The sequence below is a fragment of the Cobetia sp. cqz5-12 genome (genome assembly GCF_016495405.1).
Classification (GTDB): Bacteria; Pseudomonadota; Gammaproteobacteria; order Pseudomonadales; family Halomonadaceae; genus Cobetia.
In genome coordinates this window covers 255133-279091 of record NZ_CP044522.1, presented here as the reverse complement: position 1 = coordinate 279091, position 23959 = coordinate 255133, and the positions used below count along the sequence as shown (strand labels likewise).

The following is a 23959-nucleotide window of genomic DNA, read 5'->3' as shown; positions in this document are numbered from 1 at the left end:
CCCCGTTTTCGTATCTTGCAGGTAGTCAGCAGCACGCCTGTTTTGGCGCCGCAGACCTCACTCGTCGCCGGATCTCACTTGTCGCCTGAGCTCTGCCCTGACGTCCTCGGGCCCAGCGGGCTCTGGAGGGTGGTGCCGGGCGCCGAGCGATCAAACGGCGAAGCACCGCGACCGGTGGGAGAGTCCAGCGCCTTGAGACTACTGGCGACCAGCAAGGCGCCAAAGACCGTGATGATGATGCCGCCGAGCAGACCAACCAGCGCCGTCCACGGCCACTGACGACGTGCGCGGCCGCCCGAGTGCGTCCCACCCAGGCGCGAGCCAGCCGCTGCCAGGCGTCCGCTGGCCTTCATGATCAAGGTGGCCATCGCCACGCTACCCACCGTCAGCGCGGTGCCCAATGACATTGCCAGCACCGCCAGTACCCCGCTGCCGACCATGTTCAGCGCCAGCGCGGCCAGCAAGACCAGAATCGCGCCGGAACACGGCCGCAGGCCGATCGCCAGCACCGCCATGCCCATGGTGCGCCAGTCGCCACTGGCCTGCTCCGCCGTCACGCCATGCGCATGGCCGCAACCACAGCCATGCCCGTGTGAATGAGCATGGCCGTGAGAGTGAGAATGTGAGTGGACGTGGCCAGGCGACGGCTCGAACGCCAGCCCCTGCATCGCTGGCGCCGGCGGCACTCCCGCGCTTGAGACAGGTTGTGCCCTGACAACACGCCATAACGCGCGCGCGGCGCGCCACAGCAGCAACAGCCCCAGCACCAGTACCCCGAGATGACTGAGCAGGGTGACCTTCTCGACCTGTCCGAGCACATCGCGCCCCGCCCAGTCGAGCAGCCCCGCCCCGAGGCCGACCAGCACCAGCGCACTGACGCCCTGCAGCAAGGCCGCCAGCAACGACAGCCACAGCGCACGGCGCCGAACGATGGGCTGACTGACCAGCAGCGTACTGATGACGACCTTGCCATGGCCGGGGCCCGCGGCATGCAGCACGCCATAGGCGAAGGACAGCCCGATCAGCGCCCAGGGCGTGCCGGGATGCGCGGCAAGCCCATTCATGGCGCGTCCCAGCGAGCGCTGGAAACGCGATTGCTCGGCGAAGATCCAGCCCAGCGCCTCGCCCCAGCCCTGCACCAGGCTCGGCCAGAGCGCAATGCCCAGCACGAGCAGCCCGCAGCCGACCGCCATCCAGCCAGCCAGACGCCGCCCCCGCGACGAGGCCGGCTTCAACAGTCCATCACGCATGCCCTTGAGGCTCTTGATATCGCCAAGCCCGCTGGTGTCCTTCGGTTCACTGCTCATCAGCCACCTCACAGCTGACACTGCCGACCTCGGCGAAGTACTGGCCGAGATCCATCGGTGCGGTGGCGTTGATATCCAGCATCGAGGCCTCGGCGACCTTGGACGGGTCCGGGTCGGCCGGCGTGATGCCCGGCGTGCAGCTGAGCGCCGAGTCCTGCCCTTCCAGCCCGCTCACCACCAGCCCTTGCTGCACGGCGATGGCGTCCGGGTCATGCAGAATCTCGATGTAATAGGTGGGGTCATAGATGCGATAACTGAGGGTATGGCCAGCCATCGCGACCGGCTCGGCCAGCGGCAGCTCCATCTGGAAGGCGACACGCTCACCCTTGAGCCAGGTGGTCTGGCGCGTCGCCTTGCCAAGCGCCACGGGTTCGCCGTCCAGCGTGACATGGGTGTAGTAATCGAACTGCGACAGATTGGCCAGAATCTCGCTGCCCAGCACATCGAGGCGCTGCTCCATGCTGGTATCGTCCTCAAGCGCGGCCAGCTCCTGACGCAGCGTCAGACTGTAGAAGGGGTCAAGCAGCCAATACTGACGCATCGCGACGGCCCGCCCCTGGTCATCGAGGCGCAGCGTCACCCGCAGGTCGACCCAGCCATGCGGGTGGGCTGCGGCAGGCTGACTGGCCACCAGGGTGCCCAGCATCAGTAGCGGCGTCAGCCAGGCTGCAGGGCGCAGGCCATGACGAGACGGGAAACGCGCCAGCGCGGACGACAGCGCCGCCACCAGGCGATGAACAGCAACAGACATCGAGAAACTCCGGCAGAACGTCACGGGGACGACAGGAAGGGGTCGGCAGGATGTTACTTCATAACAAAACGGGAGGCATCCCGACGCAGTCCAAGGATACTTTCGACAGGCTTTGATGACGGTCAGTTCGCCGAATCATCATGGCCATGGCGAAAGTCTTCTCGGCGCAGCCCGTATTTGTGCATCTTGAGATTGAGCGTACGCCGCGGCAATGCCAGTTCCTCCAGCACCTGAGCGATGTTGCCGCGTGCGCGAGTCAAGGCGGCGCGAATCAAGGTCGACTCGAACATCGCCACCTGTGCCGCCAGCCCATGCTCCTCGCTGCTCGCCAGCGCCTCGTCGCTCGCACCACTGGCGGCCTCGCAAGCCTCCTCCTCCGATGAGGCGCTACCCGGCACTGATGACCGTTGCACCGCGGGCAATTCTCCCAGCACCACACGGCGACTGGCGGCCTGACGCAGCTGCCACAGGTTGCCCGGCCAGTCCGCCGCCATCAACGCGGCCAGCTCACCGCGGCCGAAGGGTTGCGCCTCCACCTCATGCACCTCGGCGGCCTGACGGCTGAAATGCGCCATCAGCAACGGGATGTCCTCGCGCCGCTCGCGCAGAGCGGGGGTCGTCAGTTCGATCTCGGCCAGTGCATGCCCGAGGGTGCGAGTCAGCGGCCCGCTCGCCATCACGTCGCCCACGCTGCACAGCGCACTGCACACCAGCCGCGGTGCCTGGCGGGCACCCTCCTCACGCGCGGCGATCCAGCCTTCCAGCCACTGCCATTGCGCGCCACTCAGGTGGTCCACCTCATGCAGTAGCAAGGTATTGGCCGCAGGACATGCCGCGAGCGCATCCTCGATCGCTCTCGCCAGTGCATCCGCGCCCTCTGCCCTGGCTTGCGACAGGGGCGCGCATTCCACGCGTGCCAGCAAGACCGTCGCCGCCGTCGGCATGGCGGTAGATGAGGGCGGCGCGTCAGCAGACGGCGCATGCTCGGCCAGTGCCAGCGCCAGAGTGCTGCGTCCGCTGCCCGCCTCGCCGCTGATCCAGACCCGCGCCGGGTGCCCGCGCAATTCAAGCAGTCGCTCACGCAGCTGGCGAATCTGACGGCTCTCACCCCGCAGCAGACCACTGAGGCCGCGCACGCTCAAGCGCCGGCGCAGGCGTTGGTTTTCATCGCTCAGACGCCGCCCCGCCAGCGCCTGACGCAGCTTCAGCTCCAGTGCTTCGGGGTCAAACGGCTTCTCGATGAAATCGCGCGCGCCGCCCTGCATCGCGGCAACGGCCGTGGCGACATCGCCGTGACCGGTCATCATCAGCACCGGCAGCTCCGGTGCCTGCAGCGCGAGCTGCGCCAGCAGCGTCAGCCCATCCATGCCCGGCATGCGGATATCGCTGATCACCACGCTGACCGGCTCGGCGGCGGCCAGGGCTTCCAGCAAGGCCTCGGCGCGCGAGAAGCAGCGCAGGTGGATCTCGGCCAGCTCCAGCCATTGGGCGAGGGATTCGCGCACTGCCGGGTCGTCATCCACCAGCCATACCGGGGCCTCGCGGGTCAGATCGCTGTCCTGCTGCAGGCGCAGCTCTGCCGGGTCCAGGCCCGTGGCGGCAAACTCCTCTGCGCCCTCGAAGCCATCGCTGTCGTGCGTATAGCCTGTCATTCGTGCGTATACCCCGTCATGTCACGGATTGCTGCCCGCTGCCTTGTTGTTCGGTGCCGTCGGCTGCATGCGTTGCCTCCGGCGCCGGCGTGCGTAGCCACAATTCGAAGCAGGCGCCGCCCAGCGCAGCGCCCTCAGCCAGTGCAGCGCCCTCAGTCAGCGAGGAGCCCTCAGCCGGTTCAGACACTGAAGCGCCATCGGCCAGACGCAGCTGGCCACCGAGGTCGCGCGCCAGGCCATAACTCAGAAACAACCCCATCCCCATGCCCTCGCCGACCTCGCGTGTGGTGGTGAAAGGGTCGAACAGCGTGGCACGCAGCGCAGGGTCGATGCCGGGGCCATTGTCCTCGATGCGCAGACATCCGCCCGGCTGTCCCTCAAGACTGGTCACTGCCGGCCAGGCCTGCCAGCTGAGGCGCAATCGCGGGGCCGCGCGCTCGTCGTCCGGCGCATCGCTCTGCTGACCGGTCTGTTGATCGGCCTGCTGCGCTTTCTGCTCCCCTTCCAGCGCATCGAGTGCATTGCGGATCAGGTTGGTCAGCAACTGCTCGAGACGCACCTGTTCGCCCATCACGATGATGTCCCGGGGCAGCCCGCCCTGCTCCACCGTCAGGTCGAGGGCGGTGATTCGCTCGGCGAGCAGCTCCAGCGCGAAGTCGATGCGCGGTGCCAGCGCCAGGGCGACGGGCGCCTGCTGACTGGCCGGACGCACGAAGACCCGCAGCTGACGGATCATGTCGGCCAGGCGCTCGGACAGCTCACTGATACGCGTGAAGTTGCTGGCGGCGGACTCTGCGGCACGCGCGGTCAACTCGGGGCGCGTAGCGGCGGAGGCGACTCCCCGCGCCAGCAGCTTGCCGCCGCTGGCGGCGTAGGTGCGAATGCCGACCAGCGGCTGATTGAGCTCATGGGCGATACCGGCCGCCATGGTGCCCAGCGCGGCCAGCTTGCCGGCCTGCACCAGCTCGTCACGCGTGGCCTCGAGTTCGCGCGAGCGCTGGGCGACACGCTCCTCGAGGCGCTCGTTGATCTCGCGCATCATCACCGCTTCACGCCGAATCAGTCCCAGGCGTGCCTGACGTTCGCGCATCCACAACGCCATCATCGCCAGCCCCAGGATCACGGCGAGGCCGACCAGCACCACATTGCGCGCCTGGATATAGAGTGGCCGCAACGGCATCAGAAAATGCAGCTGCCAGCCTAGCGGTCCGCTGGCCAGCGACTCATCCAGATAACGCTGGCCCATCGCTGCCGTCGGCAACCGCACGATCTCCGACGCCGCCAGTTCGTGGTGGTCGCCCAGCACCAGGCTGCCGTCCTCCAGCTCCCGCGACAGCGGTGTCAGCGGCGCCCCGCGAAACTGCTGCTGTGCCCGAATGCTGTCCAGTGCCTGAGGTTCGATCGCCTCCAGCGCGCGATACTTCCAGTTACGCCGCGAGGCCAGCAGCACGATGCGATTGGCATCGGCGAGCAGCACCGTTTCTCCCGCCTGGCGCCAGGTATCTTCCAGCGCTTCCAGCGAGACCTTGACCACCATGACGCCCAGCGGCTGCCCCTCGGCCCCCAGCACCGGCGCCGAGACGAAGTAGCCCGGGCGCCCGGTGGTATTGCCGACGGCGAAGAACTCGCCGCGTCCGCGCGCCAGGGCATCGATGAAGTAGGGGCGGTAGTCATAGCGATAGCCGACGAAGCTGTCTGGCTGATCGAAGTTGCTCGCAGCCACGGTCATGCCGTCGCGATCGGTCAGGAAGATAGCCGCCGCGCCGGAGGCACTCGCGACTCGCCGCAGATGCTGATTGAGGTCACTGCTCGAACCGAGGGGAGCGGCGGCACTGGCGGCATCGGGCTGATCTGAGGGCATAACAGGCGCCGTTGCCGCAGTCGAGGTGCCTTGCTCGCCGAGGGCGATGCGCACACGGGCCTGACGCGCCAGCAATTCCGGCAGCCATTGGAAGCGCGACAATTCAGCATTCAGCGTGCTGGCGTAGAAATTCAGGCGAGTCGCGGCGTGCTGGCGGGCATCACGCTCGCCGCGCGCCAGCTCCCAGTGCCAGAGGGCAAACAAGGCCATCAGCCCGGCCAGCAGGCTGGCCGTGAGTGCCAGCCAGGCCAGACGCCGACGGCGCAGCGCACTCAGCGTCATGGGCTATCACACCGCGCTAGCGCGGGCTCGCCCGGGCTTCGGTACTGCCCGCCGGCGAAGTGGCGGGCAAGGCCAGAGAGGCGACGCTGAGGGCCGCCTCGTGGAGTTGCCATGCAGGTGACAGTCACGGCGCGCCGATCACCGGCACGGTGCGCGCATCCAGGGCCACGGCGACTTCCACCAGCAGGTTGTCGAGGCGACCCGGCGCGATATCGGCACCATTGCTGTCACCTGTCACGCTGAGACGAATCTGGCCGTTGACCTCGCTCACCCAGGCTTCCAGTGCCAGCGGCGGCCGGGCAGCGTAGCTGGCATCCAGGCGTTCGAGGTCCGGGTCTGCGCGCTCGATGATGAAGCCACGCTCCGCCAGGGTCGTCAGCAGGGTGACGAAGACCTGCCGGGAGGTCAGAGTGCCGCTGTTGGGGGCGATCACCGCGGTGCGTGAATCCGGCGCATGGGTCGGCTGATTTATGCAGCCCCCCAGCACCAGCAGGCCGGCGAGCAGCGTCGCGAGCCCCAGGCGTTGCCACAGCGAGCGTGGAGATGCCTTGCGCATGTTCATCAGCGAACCTCCCGTGGATCACGACCCGCCAGCACGGCCTGCAGCTGACGCTCGATCTGGCGGCAGCTGTCGCTGTCATTGTGAGGGCGGGCATCGATGACGTAGCCACCCTGGTTGATGACCTGCTCGTCGCGGATCACGCGCACGCGCTCATCCGGCGCGACCAGCGAGATGCGCTCGAAGCTGATCGGGTCATCGCGGAAGGTGTCGTTGCCGACGCCCACGCCGAAATCGTTGCCCGCCGCGACGCCGTAGCCCACCGAAAAGCCGATGCGCGAGCCGAAGGGCCCGTCAATCGCGCCCAGGCCAGGCTGGTCCACCTTGCGCTCACCCGTCACCACGCCCAGCGCCTGCTCGCTCTCGCGGATCTTGTAGCCACGGGCCTCCACGACCTGCGCCGCAGCACGCAACCACTGATTGGCATCGCCCTCACGCGGGAAGATGCAGGCCTCGGGCAGGCCAGCGCTGTCATTGGCGGCCAGCGGGTCCTTGCCGGACAGGGCCGAGCAACCGCTCAGCAGCACCAGCCCCACTGCGAGCAATGTCATGCGCGGCAGTCGCGAGCGCGCTGACGTGTCAGCCAGGTCCGGCCGCGCGGGAAATTCGGAAAGTCGATGGAGCATGCGAACGTCTCCGGTCAGCCACTTGAGCCGGCGCGACATCATGATTTTCACACCATGAGACACGCCAGAGGCACTAGACTGACACATAAGTCTTGTAGGGTTTCTGCATAATTATGGTATCAAGACAGCGGGATACCCTGGATGCAGGAAACCTCATCTTAGCCTCCAGCCATGCCAGCGCCTACCGTATCCAGCACCCGACAATGCATGACAAGGCCGCACTGGCATTGCCATTTCACACGACGATCACGCAACGCCAGCACTGCCGGTACCACTCGTTCGGTGCGCAAATCGCCCCTCAGCGCGCGCAACACTGGTTACATATGGAAACGATATCGCGCGGACAACTCACGACGCTACAGGTTCAATAAGTTACCATTATCGACGAATAGGCAATCAGGGAGAGAAATTTATGTCAGAAAATGCCGACCAGCCCACGGTCGCCAAGATCAATCCGCCAGTCTTCTTCGGCTCCGCCGTCGTGATTCTGGCGTTCGTGATCTTTACGGTCGCCATGCCGGAAACCGCACAGACCGCCTTCGGTCATGTCCAGACCTGGATCATCGACACCGTCGGCTGGTTCTACCTGCTGGCCATGGGCCTGTTCGTGATCTTCACGCTGGGTCTCGCCTTCTCGCGCTATGGCGACATCAAGCTGGGGCCAGACCATTCCGAGCCGGACTTCAGCTACGGCTCCTGGTTCGCGATGCTGTTCTCCGCGGGCATGGGCATCGGCCTGATGTTCTATGGCGTTGCCGAGCCTGTCTTCCACTTCACTGCGCCTCCGGTCGGCGATGCCGGCACCGTCGAGGCCGCCCGTGAGGCCATGAAGACCACTTTCTTCCACTGGGGCATCCACGCCTGGGGCGTCTATGCCGTCGTGGCGCTGGCGCTGGCCTACTTCAGCTTCCGCCACAACCTGCCGCTGCGCATCAGCTCCGCGCTGTATCCGCTGATCGGCAAGCGCATCCATGGCCCGATCGGCCATGCCGTGGATATCTTCGCCGTCTTCGGCACCATGTTCGGGGTCGCGACCTCACTGGGTCTTGGCGTGCTGCAGGTCAGCTCCGGTCTGCATTATCTGTTCGATATCGACAACGATCTGACCACCCAGATCATCCTGATCGCCATCATCACCTGTCTGGCGACCGTCTCCGTGGTCATGGGTCTGGATGGCGGCATCCGTCGTCTCTCCGAGCTGAACCTTGGCCTGGCACTGGCGCTGATGCTGTTCGTGCTGTGCGTGGGTCCGACCATCTTCCTGCTGCAGACGCTGATCCAGAACATCGGTGGCTACCTCAGCGAAGTGGTCGACAAGACCTTCAACATGTTCGCTTACATCCCGGAAGATGGCCCGTCCAAATGGCTGGGTGGCTGGACCCTGTTCTACTGGGGCTGGTGGATCGCGTGGTCCCCGTTCGTGGGCATGTTCATCGCGCGTGTCTCGCGTGGTCGCACCATCCGTGAATTCGTCTACGGCGTGCTGTTCGTACCGATGGGCTTCACCTTCCTGTGGCTGACCTTCTTCGGCGACAGCGCCCTGCACATGCTGCTGACCGATACCGCAGGCAACCTGGCGGAAGCGGTCTCCGCCGATGCGTCCGTGGCACTGTTCAAGTTCCTGGAGCTGTTCCCGTTCGGCAGCATCACCTCCATGCTGGCCACCGTGCTGGTGGTGACCTTCTTCGTCACCTCCTCGGATTCCGGCTCGCTGGTCATCGACATGCTGACCTCCAAGGAAGGTGACGAATCTCCGGTCTGGCAGCGTGTCTTCTGGGCCTTCTCCGAAGGTTTCGTCGCCGTGGCGCTGCTGATGGCGGGTGGCCTGGGCGCGCTGCAGACCGCCTCGCTGGCCTCTGCCCTGCCGTTCGCGATCATCCTGATGTTCGTCTGCTATGGCCTGCTCAAGGCACTGCGTCTCGAGGGCGTCAAGCAACGCTCCATGCAGCACCTGAGCAACACGCCGGGCCACACTGCCGGCGGCGCACGCAGCTGGCAGAAGCGCGTCCAGACCCTGGTCGAGACGCCGCGCCAGAAGAACGTCGAGCAGTACCTGATCAACACCGTCACGCCGGCACTGGCGGATGTCGCGAAGGAATTCGAGGCCCAGGGCCTGGATACTCGCGTCAATGACGAGGAAGACCGCAGTTATCTGCAGGTCAGCCACGGCGAGGAAGTCGACTTCGTCTACGGTGTGCGGGTGCGTGAATACGCAGCACCGGCCTTCGCGCTGCGCAACGTCAAGCGCAAGGGCACCAGCGACGTGGAACGCCAATACCGCGCCGAGGTCTTCCTGCGTGAGGGTGGCCAGACCTATGACGTCATGGGTTACACCAAGGAGCAGGTGATCGGCGACGTGCTGGACCAGTACGAGAAGCACATGCACTTCCTGCACATGGCGCGCAACTGACGCCTGAGCGTTGCAGAAGTGATGACAGCTGATGACATGGCTGTCGCAAAGGCCCCGCCCCGTGCGGGGCCTTTGCGTATGTGGCCGAAATCAGAATGTCCAAGCCGACGACATTGGCTGCAATATCCGTGTGCGACCTTGAAAACCGCATGCGCGCACCACATCTCTTGTCAGGCATTCATCTACGGCTTGAGGGTGGTGCGCCGGCGACGATAGGGGTGGCCGATGAGGGTGATACAGTGAATTCGTTACCCTGCATCCCGCCCAGCCTCTACACTGGTGGCATACTGGCAGCGCGGCTCGCCACCTGCATCTCCACTTTCCCCACAATGCCGTTCACTTCACATTTTTCAGGAGAGTCTTCATGTCCAACGATACCAATGCCATCGGCCTGCACACTGCCAGCGCCACTCAGCTGGCCGAGCACCTCAACATCCTGCTGGCCAACTACCAGACCTTCTACATGAATGCCCGTGGCTACCACTGGAACGTGAAGGGCAACCAGTTCTTCGAGCTGCACGTGAAGTTCGAGGAAACCTACACCGACCTGCTGACCAAGGTCGACGAGATCGCCGAGCGTATCCTGACCCTGGGTCACGAGCCGCTGCACGCCTACAGTGACTACGCGCGTGTCGCCACCATCAAGGAAGACACCCACGTCAGCGACGGCACGGCTTGCATCAAGGGTCTGCTGACCGGTTACAAGTCCCTGATCGAACTGCAGCGCGAAATCATGTCCGTCGCGTCTGACGCCGATGATGAAGGTACCGCCTCACTGGTCGGTGACTACATCCGCGAGCAGGAAAAGACCGTGTGGATGCTGTCCGCCTACCTGGGCGAGTAAGCGCTCAAGCCAGTGCAGTGCCAAGGCATGACAGCGCGGATCTCTGATGCGGCTCCTGCCTGACGCTGTACTTGACTGACACTGGGCCGCGAGGCATTCGCGCAGTGTGAACGCCGCCTTTCGACCCTGCACACGCGGGACTCGAAAGGCGGCGTTGTCATGTGGCCATGAAGGCCCGCCAAATACCGACCAGGAGGGTTGCATGTCACTGCCGCTGACACGTCTGCTACGCAAGCTGCTGCATGTGGCTGCCAAGCCCATGCGCCACGCCCAGGGCAAGGATGGCTACGTCATTCACGCCTACCGTGGCTATGGCTCGCACAGCGAAGCCTTTCTGATGGGGCGCATCTTCCGCCAGCCCGGCTCACGTAGCCAGCTGGCTCCCGGTGCCGGACGCGACCTGATGGATGTCGGTCGCCGCATGCTGCGCTGGGGCAAGAGCGGCGTCGAGGTAGAGGTCGCGCTGGGAGACAATCGCACCACCGCCATCACCGACCGCGATGGCTACTTCAGCGTGCATCTGCCGTTGGTCGAGCCGCTGGAGCATCAGGGCCAGTGGCATACCGCCCGCATCACCGCGTGTCCGCCGAAGCAGCCCCTGGTGGAGGGCGAGGCACAGGTCTATCTGCCGCCCATCAGCACGCGCCTCGGGGTGATCAGCGATATCGACGACACCGTGATGTACACCGGTGTCGCCAACAAGCTCAAGATGCTTTATCGCCTGTTCATCGAGTCCGCCGAGCGCCGCACCGCCTTTCCCGGCGTGGCCGCGCTCTATCAGGCACTGCATGAGGGAGATGACGGCCAGCAGCAGCGCCCGCTGCTCTATGTGTCGCGTGGCCCATGGAGCATCTACGAGATGCTGGAGGTCTTCTTCCAGCACAACCGCATTCCGGTCGGGCCGATCCTGTTCCTGCGCGAGTGGGGCCTGACGCTGCAACGCCCGCTGCCCAGACGCTCCGAAGACCACAAGCAGGCGCTGATCGAGAAGATGCTCGGCCTGTATGACGAGATGCAGTTCCTGCTCATCGGCGACAGCGGCCAGCATGACCCGGAAGTCTACGCCGAGGTCGTACGCCGCTATCCCGGCCGCATCTGCGCGATCTACATTCGCCAGATAGGCGATTCGGACTCGCGCAAGGCCGAACTGGACCGGCTCGGCGAGGAGCTGGCCGCTCTCGGCTGCGTGATGCTGTTGAGCACCGATAGCCTCGACATGGCGCACCACGCGCATGCCAACGGCTACATCGATGCCGCCAGTGTCGAGATGGTGCGTGCCGAGATCGAGCATCAACTCGCCGACGAGCCGGCCTGAGCGCCTCGATAGCCAGCGGATAGATAGCGACACTACAACGCAAGACGGAGACCCCGGGGTCTCCGTCTTGCGTTGTGTACGACTCACACCTCTCTCACCGGCCGCCACCATCAGATGACGACTTCAGGCGATGCGTGAGCGAATCAGCTGATCAAGCGACAGACGCCCCGGGCCTTGCAGTACCAGCACCAGCAGGCTGGACAGCCACAGGCCGTGGGTCACCCAGGCGTGGGGATAGACGAACAACTGGATGGTCAGTGTCATGAGGGCCAGCCCCAGCGCCGCGAAGCGCGTCCCCAGCCCCAGCCACAGCATCAGCGGGAAGAGGTGCTCGGCGATGGTCGCCAGCCACGCGGCCAGTATCGGTGAGACCAGTGGCAAGGCGTATTCGTGTTCAAACAGGAAGAAGGTGCTGTCCTTGATCGAGAAGCCGTCGACCTTGGTCTGCGCCGACATGAAGAACACGGCGCCCATCACGATGCGCATCAGGATCAGCACCGCATCCATGCGCAGATTTTCCAGCCAGACGAACACTTTCAGGACCTGCCCCGCCACACCGGAGCGAACCGCAGGCGTCGTTGATGATTCAAGGCTCATGATGAGGCCTCCTCAAGGGTGCGCCAGGGCGCGAAGGGTCGAGCAGAAAAGAAGCGAGCAGGATAGAGCAGAGCAAGAAACCATCGATCACGATCAGGTCGGCGCGCGAAAGACACCACTTGCCAGCAGGGGGGCCAGCAGCGGCCCCAGCTCCTGTTCAGGATGTGCGTCTGCGAGCCGCGCTGCCGCGTCCGCCAGCGTCTGCCCCGCCAGCAGCAGCTCAAGCAGACAGGCAGCGGCCTCGCACAGCACCGTGACCTGCACATCCAGCGCCGGGCGCGTGATCAACACCCGCTGGGGCCGCGCGATATCCAGCCCCTCAAGCGTCGCGCCTGCATGCTGATGGCGCTGCCAGATCTCGAGCACCGCATGCTCCAGGTGCAGCAGGCATGCCGCGGGGTGCGCCGAGAACCTGAGCTCCATCACCGCCTCGGGCGGCAAACCCGCCAGCCGGGTCGGCACCAGGGCTTCGGCGTCCGCCGCGTGATAGGCCACCAGACGAGCGGCCTCGAAGCGTGCCAGGTCCACCGCATAGAACGGTAGCTGAGCAGCCAACACCTGACGCGTCTCGACCAGCGTGGTCAGGGTCGCGTGCAGGGTTTCGGCAAGGCCAGCCCCATACTCCATCATCAGCGGTGATCGCGGCAGATGATGACGGGAATGATCATGGGCCAGGGCCGCAAAGAAGCGCTCACCTACCACCTGACGGGTCACCGGATAGGCCTCTTCCAGCGCACTGATCAAGCTGGCCCAGACATTGTTGCGATAGACATCGAGGCGCTGCTGATGGCCTGCCTCGATACCGGGCAGCGCAGCGTCGGGCTGGGTGAGCGCCTCGATGAAGGCGCCCTGCCAGTCGGGCTGGTGCCCAGCGCTGGCGTGCCGCTCGAGAGAGCTCATCGGTCGCCCTCCTCGCCGGAGCGTGCCAGTTGCTGCGCCCGCGTGCTGTGCAGCAAGGTCTGCGCGCGCGCGGTCTGTCCCAGCAATACCTCCAGCGCCGGCACCTGGGTATCCCACTCAATCAGCGTCGGGCGCGGCCCGATGCGATTGATGAAGTCGGCATACAGTGCCCAGACCTCATCGCAGACCGGCGCACCATGATTGTCGATCAACAGGCCTTCACGCGTGTCCTCACCATGCCCCGCCAGATGGACCTCCCCGACGGCGTGAGCCGGAATGGACTCCAGCCAGGCCGCGGGATCGATCCCGATGTTGTGCGCCGAGACGAAGACATTGTTGACGTCGATCAGCAGCCCACAGCCACTACGCTCGACCAGGCGAGTGAGGAAATGGGTCTCGGGAATCAGTTCCGCTCCCAGCTCGCGTGCATCGAAACGCAGATAGTGGGCGGGATTCTCGATCAATACCTGACGGCCCAGGGTGTCCTGCAACTGCATCAGGTTATCGCTGACCCGTGCCAGCATCGCGTCCGTCAGCGGTACCGGCAGCAGGTCGTTGTAGAAGTGGCCGCTATGGCCGGCCCAGGCCAGATGTTCTGACACGCTGGTGGGCGGGTGACGCTCGCAGAGCGTTCTGAGGCGCGCCAGATGCGTGGCATCCAGCGGGCGCTCCGATGCCAGCGACAGGCCGACACCATGAATCGAGAGCGGATACTCCTGCAGCGCATCAAGCCGAGCATGGGGTGCCCCGCCGGCGCCCATGTAGTTCTCGGCATGAATCTCGAGAAACCCCAGCGCCGGTCGCGACGACATCAGCTCACGCACATGCTGCGCCTTGAGACTGATGCCGACGGCCATCTCGTCGAGCGAGGAATAGGCCGTACCGAAATCCGGACTGCCGGGGGAAGGGGATGGCTGGTGCATGAAAACCTCTCGAGGCGGCGAACGTCCGGTGGCGGCGTGGCGACAGGCCACCGGACGTCAAGTTCGGGGGATGCCCGGGAAAGTCCGAGCCAGCCCCGACACGTGATGCTTACTTGATCTCTTCCAGGCTGCCGGTGCCATTCGGCGTCTCGATGGAGGTGCAGGTGCCTTCCGGAACCAGCTTCCAGGCATTGCCCTGATAATCGACGGTCGAGGTTCCGGCACACGAAGTGCCCGGACCAGCGGCGCAGTCATTCTCACCGGCCAGCGACACGCCGTAACACTTTTCCATGCCCGCCGCGTGAGCCGGAAGCGAGACGACAGCGGTAGACAGAGCGACAGCGGTTCCGAATGCGGAGGCCAGGGCAAAAGCGGTCTTGGCGGACGTGTTCGTCTTGGTAGACATGGGCATATCTCCTGAGAAAATGCTCTTTAATGAGCCAAACGTTATTTATCTATCACTTTCGCCCCTGCGCTGCGGGCTCAATCCAACTTACGGGGAGCCTGGAAAGATGGATGCAGAAAAAATCGAAAAATCCTGACTCACCGGCATCTCGACCATATCGCGCAACCCTCATTCCCCTCACCAGAAGTGGGAACGATACCCCGCGCTTGCGTTGACCTCGCCATGAAAACGCCAGCGACCCCATGCAGGGACCGCTGGCGTTGACTGTCATCTGCTGTCTGAACGTCTGTCGCAACGTCAGACGCAACGACTGCCTGCAATGCTGCAGGCGATGAGGGCGATCAGCTATCGCCCTGCCACTTGCGCTCCATGAGCTCCCAGCGCGAGAGCGACGCAGGCGCCTGCCCTGCCTCGGTATCCAGCGCCTCGGCGTCCGGCGTCTCGGCGTCCGGCGCTCCGATGCCATCCTGGCCTTCACTGGCCGCCGCTTCTTCACCGGCAGGCCGCTCGGATGTGGCCTGGCGATCAAGCACCGACGGCGCGGATGTCGGCGGCTGATCCAGCGCCTGCTCGGGCTGATGCAGGGTGTCGCGCGACTGGCGCACCAGTGATTCCGGCAATGGCTTCTTCATGCGCGCGCCGAGTTCCAGCAGCTCCTCGGCACGGCTGATCAGGTTGCCGCGCCCGCTGGCCAGCCGCTTCATGGCGGTATCATGCGCCTCGCGCGTGCGCCCCAGCTGAGTACCCAGCTCCTCGAGGGATTCGGCGAGGCCGCGGAACTTGTCGAGCAGCGCCCCGGCGCGCTCCCCGATCACGCGCGCATTGTCGTTCTGGCGTTCCAGACTCCACAGACTCGCCACGGTGCGCAGACTGGCCAGCAAGGTGGTCGGCGTCACCATCACCACGCCCTGGGTGAAGGCGTCCTGGAACAGGCTGTCATCGTGTTCGAAAGCCAGCGCGAAGGCCGGCTCCATCGGCAGGAAAAGGAACACGAAATCCGGCGAGCCCAGCCCCTCGATGGCGGGATAGTTGCGCCGCGCAAGCCCGGTGACATGGCCACGCACCGAGGTCAGATGCGCACGCAGCGCGCGGGCTCGCGTCACGTCATCCTCGGCGTTGACGTACTCGGTGTAGGCGGTCAGTGAAACCTTGGCATCGATGATCAGATGCTTGTTGTCGGGCAGGTAGACGATGGCATCCGGACGCTGGCGTCCGCCCTCGCCGGTGAACGACACCTCGCGCTTGAACTCGATGCCATCACGCAGACCGGAGCGCTCCAGCACGGTCTCCAGAATCATCTCGCCCCAGTTGCCCTGCATCTTGCTGTCGCCCTTGAGCGCCCGCGACAGATTGGCCGCCTCCTCGGTGATCTGGCGGTTGAGGCCCGCCAGCTGGTCGAGCTGACTCTTGAGGCTGGTGCGCTCACGCACCTCCTCGCCATGCAGCTGCTCGAGGCGCTGACGGAAGTCGCCGACCTGCTCACGAAACGGCTTGAGCAACTGCTCGAGCTGGGCGCCACTGGCGGCGGTGAAGCGCTGCTGGCGCTCCTCGAACACCTTGCCCGCCAGCTGCTCGAATTCCTGACTCAGGCGCTCGCGCGACTCGTTGAGCAATGCCAGCTGCTGCTCGTGATGGCTGGCCTCCTGACGCTGGCGCGTCACCAGCGAGGCATGTGTCTCGCGCAGCTCGGCGTAGCGCTCGCTCAGTGTCTCGAGACGCTCCTCGCGCTCCAGCAGCTGCGCCTCCAGCACTTCCTGCTGGCGGGTCAGGCTGCGCGCCAGCGTCTGCTGCTCACTCAGGGCGCGTGACTGTTCATCCAGGCGCCCCTGCAGCGATTCGCGCAGCGTGGCGAGCTGCTCCGTCAGCGCATCGCGCGCCTGGCGCGCCTCCTCCAGCGACTGGCTCAGATAGCGTTGCTGCTGCTCCGCCTGCTGCCCATCCAGTGCGCCACGTTGTTCGATCAAGGCCGTCCGCTGCTCGGCCTGTTGCTGTAGATCCCGCGCCTCTTCAAGCATCTGCTGCAACGTCTGCCGAGTTTCGTCACTGCTCTCTTCGAGAGCGTGAAACTGCTCGCGGGCTCGCCGCCAGCCCAGCCCCAGGATCAACGACAGCATCAACAGCACGCCGACCAGCAACCACATCACGGCGGAAGATTCAGAAAGCAGCGGCATCGGGCACTCCATGGCCTGTGAAAACGCAGTGGGGGTCACCCCTTGAAAGTCAGTATCGCGCATCCATGTCTTGAGTGTCAGGGCACGAAAGGACGGGAACTCCCTGCATCAACGTGGGGCGCTCACCTCAGTGAGTGACGCACGCCGAGAGCAGAACTTTCCCTTCTCTGCCCAGCACGCTCGCAAGAGCCGAAGCACGGAAAGGAGATTTGCATGACACAGCAGACCGATCAGCAGACACGTCAACAACTGCAAGGTAAGCGCGTGGCCATTCTCGCGACCCATGGCTTCGAGGAATCCGAGCTCGCGGTGCCGCGCGCCGCACTGCAGGAGGCGGGCGTCGAGGTACATATCGTCTCGCCGGAGAAAGACGGCATTCGCGCCTGGGCCGAAACCGATTGGGGCGAGAAGTATCATGTCGACACCCCGCTCAACGATGCCAGCGAACACGACTATCACGGCCTGGTGCTACCGGGTGGCCTGTTCAATCCGGACACCCTGCGCCAAGACGAGACCGCACTGAACTTCGTGCGCAGTTTCTTCCAGGCTCACAAGCCTGTGGCCGCCATCTGTCACGCGCCGTGGATCCTGATCGATGCCGGCGTCGTCGAAGGTCGTCAGATGACCTCCTTCCCCTCCATCGCACGGGACCTGAAGAACGCCGGTGCCGAGTGGCAGGACAGTGAAGTGGTGTGTGACAGCGCGCTGGTCACCAGCCGCAAGCCAGCAGACCTTGATGCGTTCAATGCCAAGCTGCTCGAGGAGCTGGCCGAAGGCAAGCACCAGCATCAGCACGCCTGAGGCCGCAAGCCAGAGAGCCGCAAGCTAGAGGGCCGCAAGCTCTGAAGCTTGAACAGACAGACGCCCCTGCCACTTCGGCAGGGGCGTTTTCGTTGCCCAAAGGGCGCAATCCGGTGCCTCGGCGGCAGAAGTGAAGTGTCCTCGCAGCACTGGCTGTATCCCTCACGCCCGAGGATCGTGAACCACTCTGCAGTCGTGCGCCGGATAACCTCATTGCGAGCAACCACTTACGCCATGGGCAACGCAAACTGGACAACTCGGCTTCACAACAGCACGCCAAGCGACTCATGGGGACATTAGCGAACGCCTTTCGTAAAAGGCGCCGCGACACGATATTCTGACGACAAGGATCCTCTTGGGTGACTGACCGACCATACGGGAGACCGCCCCATGCATATCTCGACCTTGACCACAGCCCTTCACTCTCCGTTGCCTTCCCTGTTGGGCTCCCTGCTGCTGGGACTGACGCTGATGCTCGCCACGCCGACGCTGGTCGCCGCAGATGATCGCCATCGCGCGCAGGGCCAGCACAGCGAGCGTCACAGCACGCCGCAGAGTCGCCACGAGGCGATCAAGCGCCGCCATCTCAGGATGTTCGACGAGCCGCGCGTGGAGCGCCATCACTCGCGCCAGCATTCTCGTCAGCACTTTCGTCAAGATATCCGCCGCCATGCCCCCAAGCGCCGCGTCTATCAGCATGGCCGCCATGAACACGACCGCTACCGCCCCTACTACTACCAGAACCATGACTCCGGTCGGCATGGCATCCGCCGCTACCATGACGGCGTGAGCATCGGCATCCCGGCGATCCGCATCAATATCAACTGAAGCCTCGAACTTTCATCAGGCCAGGCCAGCGCCTGATGCCCAGAGATGACGACACCCAGACATGACGACGCCCCCGCAGGCTGACCTGCGGGGGCGTCGTTCGTCTGCGTGACGAGTCCTGCCTGAGCGTTGCTCAAGCGGCCTTGGCAGGCTCGGCGAGTTCCGTGATCAGTCCCTTGAGCACCTGCCAGAATTCACCGACCGACTCGACCTCGACCCGCTCGCTGGGCGAGTGGGCGCCGCGAATCAACGGCCCGAAGGAGATCATCTCGAGCTGGGGATACTTGGCCCCCAGAATGCCGCACTCGAGCCCGGCATGGATGACCTTGATCTCCGGCGCGCGACCAGTGACGCGCTCGTGCAGGCTGCAGAAGCGCGCCAGCAGCTGCGCATCCGGCGCCGGCTGCCAGCCCGGATAGGCATTCTCGGCCACGGTGGTCGCGCCGATCAGCGCAAAGAGCCCACGGATGCGTTGCTCCATCATGGTCACGGCATCATCGCGCAGCGAACGCACCAGCGCACAGAGATGGAAACGCCCCTCGCGCAGCTGCACCACCCCGAGGTTGTTGGAGGTTTCCACCACGCCTTCCACCGCCGCGCTCATGCGCTCGACTCCGTAGGGCGCGGCATCCAGCACCGCGACCAGCCGCTGGGTGTCCTCCACGGACAGCGCATTCTCGGCATTGCCACGGGTCACGCTGAGCGAGACATCCGGGTCCGTCTCGCGCAGCTCGTCGCGAATCTGGGCTTCGAAGTCCTCGAGGCGCTGGCGTGCGGCGGCGACGCGCTCGTCATAGATCACCACACCGACCGTGGCCTCACGCGGCAAGGCATTGCGCAGTGTACCGCCAGACCAGCTGACCAGACGCGGCTTGAACTCGGCCAGCGCAACCAGCGCACGTGACATCAGGCGATTGGCATTGCCGCGCCCACGATGGATATCGAGCCCGGAATGGCCGCCGACCAGGCCACCGATGGTCAGCTCCAGCTCCGCTTCGGCATCCTTCAGAGAAGAGGTGGCAAACTCGTGGGCGACATTGATGTCCGCGCCACCGGCACAGCCGATATAGACCTGCCCGCGGTCTTCCGAATCCAGATTGAGCAGGTAGCGCCCTTCCAGCCAGTTCTCGGCCAGATTCAGCGCGCCGCCCATCGAGGTTTCCTCCTCGAGGGTGAACAGCGCTTCCAGCGGGCCGTGCACGAGGCTATCGTCTTCGAGTACCGCCAGCGCCGCCGCGACGCCGAGACCGTTGTCGGCCCCCAGAGTGGTGCCGCGCGCCTTGAGCCAGCCGTCTTCCAAATAGGTGTCGAGGGAATCACGGGTGAAGTCGTGATCACTGTCGCTGGCCGCCTGGGCGACCATGTCGAGATGGCCCTGCAGCACAATGCCCGGTGCGCTCTCGTGGCCGGGCGTGGCGGGCTTGCGCAGGCGCAGGTTGCCGAAAGCGTCACGATCATGCGCGAGACCACGCGCTTCGGCCCAGTCGATCAGATAGGCCACCAGCGCGGCTTCATGCCCGGACGGGCGCGGGATATTGCACAGAGTGCGGAAATGACGCCAGAGGATGGCGGGGTCCAACGTATCGATATGCTCATTCATGGCGAAGATTCCTGTTCTTGTCACCATCGAGCATACGGAACAGCAGACGGGCGTGGCTAGTGGTTGTCGACACCTATCGATCAGCGACTTCGAATATGCAAGGATGACAATCACGACCCTGCTGACAGATGCATGCCATTCCCCACCTTCATCGGAGCCCTTATGTCTCATCGACTACTGCTGCTGACCGCCATCTCCGCCACTGCCGGCCTGCTGATGCTGAGTGGCTGCTCGCCGATTCCTGACATGCCCGGCCCGATCGGAATTCCGGGCCTCTGAGCCGCGACCGGCCGCTCTGCTCTTGTCTGATGCTCATGTCAGACGGCCTTGTCATTCGCTCTGTTCGATCAGGCGCCCAGCGGCCGCACGGCACCAGCGATCGCGCGCCTTGCGGCCCACGAGGCCCTGCCCCTCGGCCCAGCTGATGAAGGCAGGCGCATCCTGTCCGCCTAGCACCAGCACCAGCCCGTGACGTGACGCCTCATCGAGTCGTGAAGGCTCACAGGCCTCGAGTGCTGTCTCGAGCCACGGCCGTACCAGCGCCAGTCCCCCGCCACCACGGCGATACCAGTCCAGTCGCTGCGCGCATGCGGCTGGCGTCAGCGTGGCCAGGCCAGCCTCACATCCTCGCTGCCGCAGCCTGTCGGCCAAGACGGGCGGCAAGCCGTGCAGCTCATGCTTGAGCAGGCTGGGCAGCAGGCGCTGGAAGTCCTGCTGCAGTGCACCGAGCAAGGCATCCTGCGCAAACTGCCCGCGCGGCGCTGATTGACCACTCCCGCTCTCGCCGATGGCCTTGCCCATCATCACCGCGTGCTCGCCACTGGCGGCATCGCGTTTGAGACCCATGCGCAGTGGCACGAAGCCCTGCGCCAGCCAGAAGGCGACCAGATCGGCCTCGGCCCCGAAGCTGGTGCCGAGTCGCGTGACGCCTGCCGCCAGCGCCTGCTGCTCGAGCGCCTGAAGCAAGCGCGCGCCCTGACCACGCCGCCACAGCGCGGGATGCACCGCGATGCGCAGCACCCGCCACCAGCGGGCCTCGGCGGCGCCCTGATGGCCTGCATGCGCCGCCAGCGACTGTGCCAGCAGGTGCCCGCGCGGACGCCGCTTGCCGCACCAGATGTCATGCGCCAGGGACGTCGGGAAGCCGCCCTCCTCGACGGCGGCCACCACCCCCAGCCAGGCATCACGCCCAGTCGTGGCATCATGCTGACGAATCGCCATCAACGTGAGCCCCGGTGTATCGAGCAGCTGGCGCAGGTCCGCCGGTGTAGTGCGGTAATGCGCCTGCACCAGCAGGCCGAACAACTGCCGCAACGCCGCCTCGTCACGCGCCAATGCATCACGCTCCAGTACGACAATGTCGCAGCCCTCCAACCACTGCTGAGCATTCTTCGCGCATGGCTCAGGCAGCTCAGGCGGCTGCGCCGAGAGCAGCAGCAGGTCATCGGTCAATGCTTCCAGCGGGTCGCCGGGCGCCCAGCGCACGGGCGTCGTCATCTCCAGCGCCTGCCAGCCGGGACACTGGCGCTCGAGATGATGACGAAACCGCAGCTGGAAGCCGCGCCCGGTGCCTTCGTAGCCATGCACGGTGGTGGCGAAGGCGATGCGCGGAAAATGCGTCAGATAACCTTTCAACAATGGCGTGGGAATGGCGGCGGCTTCATCGACGAACAGCCGCGGCAGCGTCGCATCGCGACAGGCGAGGCGAGCCGCCTCGATGGCATCCGGCGCCAGAAAGCGCAGTTCGCTGCCAAAAGCCGTGCCGTCCTCCGCCTGCCCAGCCGGCAAGCGAAAGACATTGCCCTCGCGCTGCCCCCGGGGCAGCAGGGCCGCCAGGCGTTCGAAGATCGCGCTGACCGCCGCAGGGCGTGGCGCCGTCAGCCAGACATCCTCCCCCGCCGCCAGACAGCGCGCCGCCGCGATGCCCAGCGCGCCACTCTTGCCACGCCCGCGATCGGCACTGATCACCACAGGCCGCGCAGGCGCCAATGCCTCCAGCGCAGCCACGCTGGCGGTCTGGTCCTGCGTCAGGCAGTCGCTGTCGGCGATGGCGTCTGATCGCGCCGCCTGATTGCCGCTATCCAGCGACGGCGCCGGCAAGTGTCCGCCCTGCGGCCAGTGCAGCACACTGGCATGCGACGTCAGTCGACGTGCCAGCCGCGCCAGATAGCGCGCCGTCAGCTGTTCCCGCTCGAAGGGCCAATGGGCCAGACGCGCGTGATCGCCATCCGGTACTGGCGCAGGGTCTGCCGCGGCCCAGGCGGCAGGCGTCATCAGTACCAGCAGGCCACCCGCCTGCAGGGTACCGGCCACGGCGCCGAAGGCATCCGGGTCGAAGCCAGACGCCGGCTGCGCCGCATCGAAGATGACCAGTGCCTGCTCACCCCCCAGCTGGGTGGCGGCCTTGGCCATCGCCAACGCACGTATGGGCGTCGCGCCCGGTGTCGACAAGGCTTCGCCTGTCCCCAGCCACAACGGGGCAGGCTCATGCGCCGGCCAACGCTCACAGATCGCCTGCGCGGCGCCAGAGGGGTCATCGCCACTGATCCACAGACAGGCACGCTGATGCCGCGCGAGCAGATGTTGATGCAGCGCTCGACACCACGCCTCAAGGCCGGGCAGGTCAATGCGAGAAGGGGAATCTGTAGGAGGAGTCATCATGTCGCGCAGCATGCCGCATGGCAGCGCGCCAGACCAGATGACCCGACCAGATGGCGCGAGAAATTCGTGAGCCAGTCGCGAGGCAGTTGCAAGAAAACCGTGATCTGCTCGGCGCCCCCGCCAGGTCAGTCACTCTCCCCCCTGTTACTTGAGAAGACGCTCGTGCTTACTTGAGAAGAAGCTCATGCTTATACAACATCCCGTTGCAAGATGAGCAACGCAAGCGGCGCAGGGATGAGAATGGTTATATTTAGGCTTATCGGGATAATGAAGCTCCACTTCCCATCATTGCGAGTCCCCCCGATGCCACAGCGTCACTCCTTCACCACTGCTCTGCCCCGCGCGCTCAAGCCTTCCCTGCTCGCCCTGAGCCTGGCGGCAACGTTCGTGGCGGGCCAGGCCTCGGCACTGGAATACCCGATCGGCACGCCGGTCAAGGAAGGCGGCATGGAAATCGCTGCGGTCTACCTGCAGCCGGTGGTGATGGCTCCGGCCGGCAAGCTGCCTGCCAATCAGGCCGATATCCACCTGGAAGCCGATATCCACGCGCTGATGGAAAACGACAACGGCTTCGCGCCGGGCGACTGGATCCCCTATCTCGGCATTCACTACACCCTGACCAAGCAGGGTGGCGAGGCGCCGATCGAAGGCGAGCTGGTACCGATGATCGCCAATGACGGCACCCACTACGGCAAGAACGTCAAGCTGGATGGCCCGGGCAAGTACCACCTGACCTTCGAGATCCAGCATCCGGACATGCCGCGTCATATCGACAAGGAAACCGGCGTCGCCGAGTGGCCGCAGACCATCACCACCGACTACGACTTCGTCTATGCCGGTGTCGGCAAGAAAGGCGGCTACTGAGCGCCGCTCTGCCCTTGCTGCATGACCCTGAATATCTGCATCCCGTGAGGCGGCCATTGCCGCTTGCTCCTTCGATGGCCGCCTGTGCTGACCTGCACTCGCGGCCATTGGTCGCTCTACCACCAGCGCCTTGTGCTGGTGTCAGTGTGCGCTTTTCCTCATCGTCCGGAGTGTCCCATGCGCCTGACCTCTCACTTGCCCTCCCTCTTGCCCTCTCGCCTGCCCCATCGAGCAAGCGCCCTGCTGCCCGCGCTCGCCCTGTTGCTCGTGGCCCTGCTGCCTCGGCCGGCGGCCGCCAGCGACATGCCGTCCTACGACCTGACCCTCGACAACGGCAAGCTCATCCCTGAGGTCCTTGAGGTGAAGGCGGGCGAGAAATTCGTCATCCAGTTGCATAACGCGGGCAATACGCCGGCCGAATTCGAGAGCAACTCCCTGCGCAAGGAGAAGGTGCTGGCGCCGGGCGTGAAGTCGTTCGTCGTCATTCATCCGCTGCGCGCGGGAAGCTATGACTTCTTCGATGATTTCCACCTGCCGGATGCGCGTGGCAAGGTCGTCGCCGAATAAGCTCGGCACAACCTGTGCCAAAGACGCCTTTTTC

20 protein-coding genes are annotated in these 23959 nt (G+C 65.0%); 7 read left to right on the top strand and 13 right to left on the bottom strand.

Translation table 11 applies throughout. The annotated features are described in order from the left end of the window. Positions 1-74 precede the first annotated feature (74 nt). From F8A90_RS01285 to F8A90_RS01260, 6 genes are all read right to left on the bottom strand, one after another. Positions 75-1307: a nickel/cobalt transporter gene (locus F8A90_RS01285; RefSeq protein ID WP_200018540.1), complete on the bottom strand. Its 1233-nt coding sequence runs from the start codon at positions 1305-1307 to the stop codon at positions 75-77. Next, entirely contained in the window at positions 1297-2058 is a 762-nt protein-coding gene (locus F8A90_RS01280; protein ID WP_200018539.1) for a DUF1007 family protein, read from the bottom strand. The genes F8A90_RS01285 and F8A90_RS01280 overlap by 11 nt, the downstream gene beginning before the upstream one ends. A 122-nt stretch (positions 2059-2180) precedes the next feature. Further along, positions 2181-3710, bottom strand: a complete 1530-nt coding sequence (locus F8A90_RS01275) for a sigma-54-dependent transcriptional regulator (RefSeq protein WP_200018538.1) — start codon at positions 3708-3710, stop codon at positions 2181-2183. A 16-nt stretch (positions 3711-3726) separates the two neighbouring features. After that, the gene (locus tag F8A90_RS01270; RefSeq protein ID WP_200018537.1) at positions 3727-5853 is read right to left on the bottom strand and encodes a sensor histidine kinase; all 2127 of its coding nucleotides are present in this window, start codon (positions 5851-5853) and stop codon (positions 3727-3729) included. Positions 5854-5977: 124 nt separating this feature from the next. Further along, positions 5978-6415 (bottom strand): hypothetical protein, encoded by a 438-nt coding sequence (locus tag F8A90_RS01265; protein ID WP_200018536.1) that lies wholly within the window; start codon positions 6413-6415, stop codon positions 5978-5980. Further along, a complete protein-coding gene (locus tag F8A90_RS01260; protein WP_200018535.1) occupies positions 6415-7038 on the bottom strand; it encodes a hypothetical protein in 624 nt (207 codons plus the stop codon). Before F8A90_RS01260 ends, F8A90_RS01265 begins: the two co-directional genes overlap by 1 nt. A gap of 412 nt (positions 7039-7450) precedes the next feature. Between F8A90_RS01260 and F8A90_RS01255 the strand changes: the two genes are divergently transcribed. The 3 genes from F8A90_RS01255 to F8A90_RS01245 all read left to right on the top strand — a co-directional run bounded on the left by F8A90_RS01255 (position 7451) and on the right by F8A90_RS01245 (position 11607). Further along, positions 7451-9448 (top strand): BCCT family transporter, encoded by a 1998-nt coding sequence (locus F8A90_RS01255; RefSeq protein WP_166019657.1) that lies wholly within the window; start codon positions 7451-7453, stop codon positions 9446-9448. 364 nt (positions 9449-9812) lie between these two features. Next, a complete protein-coding gene (locus F8A90_RS01250; RefSeq protein ID WP_166019656.1) occupies positions 9813-10292 on the top strand; it encodes a Dps family protein in 480 nt (159 codons plus the stop codon). A gap of 202 nt (positions 10293-10494) precedes the next feature. Further along, complete coding sequence (locus F8A90_RS01245) at positions 10495-11607, top strand: App1 family protein (RefSeq protein ID WP_200018534.1); 1113 nt, start codon at positions 10495-10497, stop codon at positions 11605-11607. A gap of 123 nt (positions 11608-11730) precedes the next feature. Here the strand turns inward: F8A90_RS01245 and F8A90_RS01240 are convergent, their stop codons facing one another. From F8A90_RS01240 to rmuC, 5 genes are all read right to left on the bottom strand, one after another. Then, complete coding sequence (locus F8A90_RS01240; RefSeq protein WP_200018533.1) at positions 11731-12204, bottom strand: DoxX family protein; 474 nt, start codon at positions 12202-12204, stop codon at positions 11731-11733. A gap of 93 nt (positions 12205-12297) precedes the next feature. Next, positions 12298-13104: an HvfC/BufC N-terminal domain-containing protein gene (locus F8A90_RS01235; RefSeq protein ID WP_200018531.1), complete on the bottom strand. Its 807-nt coding sequence runs from the start codon at positions 13102-13104 to the stop codon at positions 12298-12300. Next, entirely contained in the window at positions 13101-14027 is a 927-nt protein-coding gene (gene bufB, locus F8A90_RS01230; protein WP_200018529.1) for an MNIO family bufferin maturase, read from the bottom strand. Before bufB ends, F8A90_RS01235 begins: the two co-directional genes overlap by 4 nt. Before the next feature lie 109 nt (positions 14028-14136). Next, positions 14137-14433: a BufA1 family periplasmic bufferin-type metallophore gene (locus F8A90_RS01225; protein WP_200018527.1), complete on the bottom strand. Its 297-nt coding sequence runs from the start codon at positions 14431-14433 to the stop codon at positions 14137-14139. 341 nt (positions 14434-14774) lie between these two features. Further along, complete coding sequence (gene rmuC / locus F8A90_RS01220) at positions 14775-16604, bottom strand: DNA recombination protein RmuC (protein ID WP_233593393.1); 1830 nt, start codon at positions 16602-16604, stop codon at positions 14775-14777. Between the two features lie 213 nt (positions 16605-16817). Here rmuC and F8A90_RS01215 point away from each other — a divergent pair, with 213 nt between their 5' ends. Next, entirely contained in the window at positions 16818-17405 is a 588-nt protein-coding gene (locus F8A90_RS01215) for a type 1 glutamine amidotransferase domain-containing protein (protein ID WP_200018526.1), read from the top strand. Between the two features lie 390 nt (positions 17406-17795). Then, positions 17796-18233 carry a hypothetical protein gene (locus tag F8A90_RS01210; protein WP_200018525.1) on the top strand — a complete coding sequence of 146 codons (438 nt, stop codon included), beginning with the start codon at positions 17796-17798 and terminating at the stop codon, positions 18231-18233. Between the two features lie 133 nt (positions 18234-18366). Here the strand turns inward: F8A90_RS01210 and F8A90_RS01205 are convergent, their stop codons facing one another. Both F8A90_RS01205 and F8A90_RS01200 read right to left on the bottom strand, forming a co-directional pair. Next, the gene (locus tag F8A90_RS01205) at positions 18367-19833 is read right to left on the bottom strand and encodes an aminoacyl-histidine dipeptidase (RefSeq protein ID WP_200018524.1); all 1467 of its coding nucleotides are present in this window, start codon (positions 19831-19833) and stop codon (positions 18367-18369) included. A gap of 330 nt (positions 19834-20163) precedes the next feature. Beyond that, complete coding sequence (locus tag F8A90_RS01200; RefSeq protein WP_233593392.1) at positions 20164-22494, bottom strand: tRNA(Met) cytidine acetyltransferase TmcA; 2331 nt, start codon at positions 22492-22494, stop codon at positions 20164-20166. 303 nt (positions 22495-22797) lie between these two features. Here F8A90_RS01200 and F8A90_RS01195 point away from each other — a divergent pair, with 303 nt between their 5' ends. Together F8A90_RS01195 and F8A90_RS01190 are read left to right on the top strand one after the other, a co-directional pair. Further along, positions 22798-23358: an iron transporter gene (locus tag F8A90_RS01195; protein WP_166019646.1), complete on the top strand. Its 561-nt coding sequence runs from the start codon at positions 22798-22800 to the stop codon at positions 23356-23358. A gap of 177 nt (positions 23359-23535) precedes the next feature. Further along, positions 23536-23925, top strand: a complete 390-nt coding sequence (locus F8A90_RS01190; protein WP_166019645.1) for a cupredoxin domain-containing protein — start codon at positions 23536-23538, stop codon at positions 23923-23925. Positions 23926-23959: the final 34 nt, after the last annotated feature.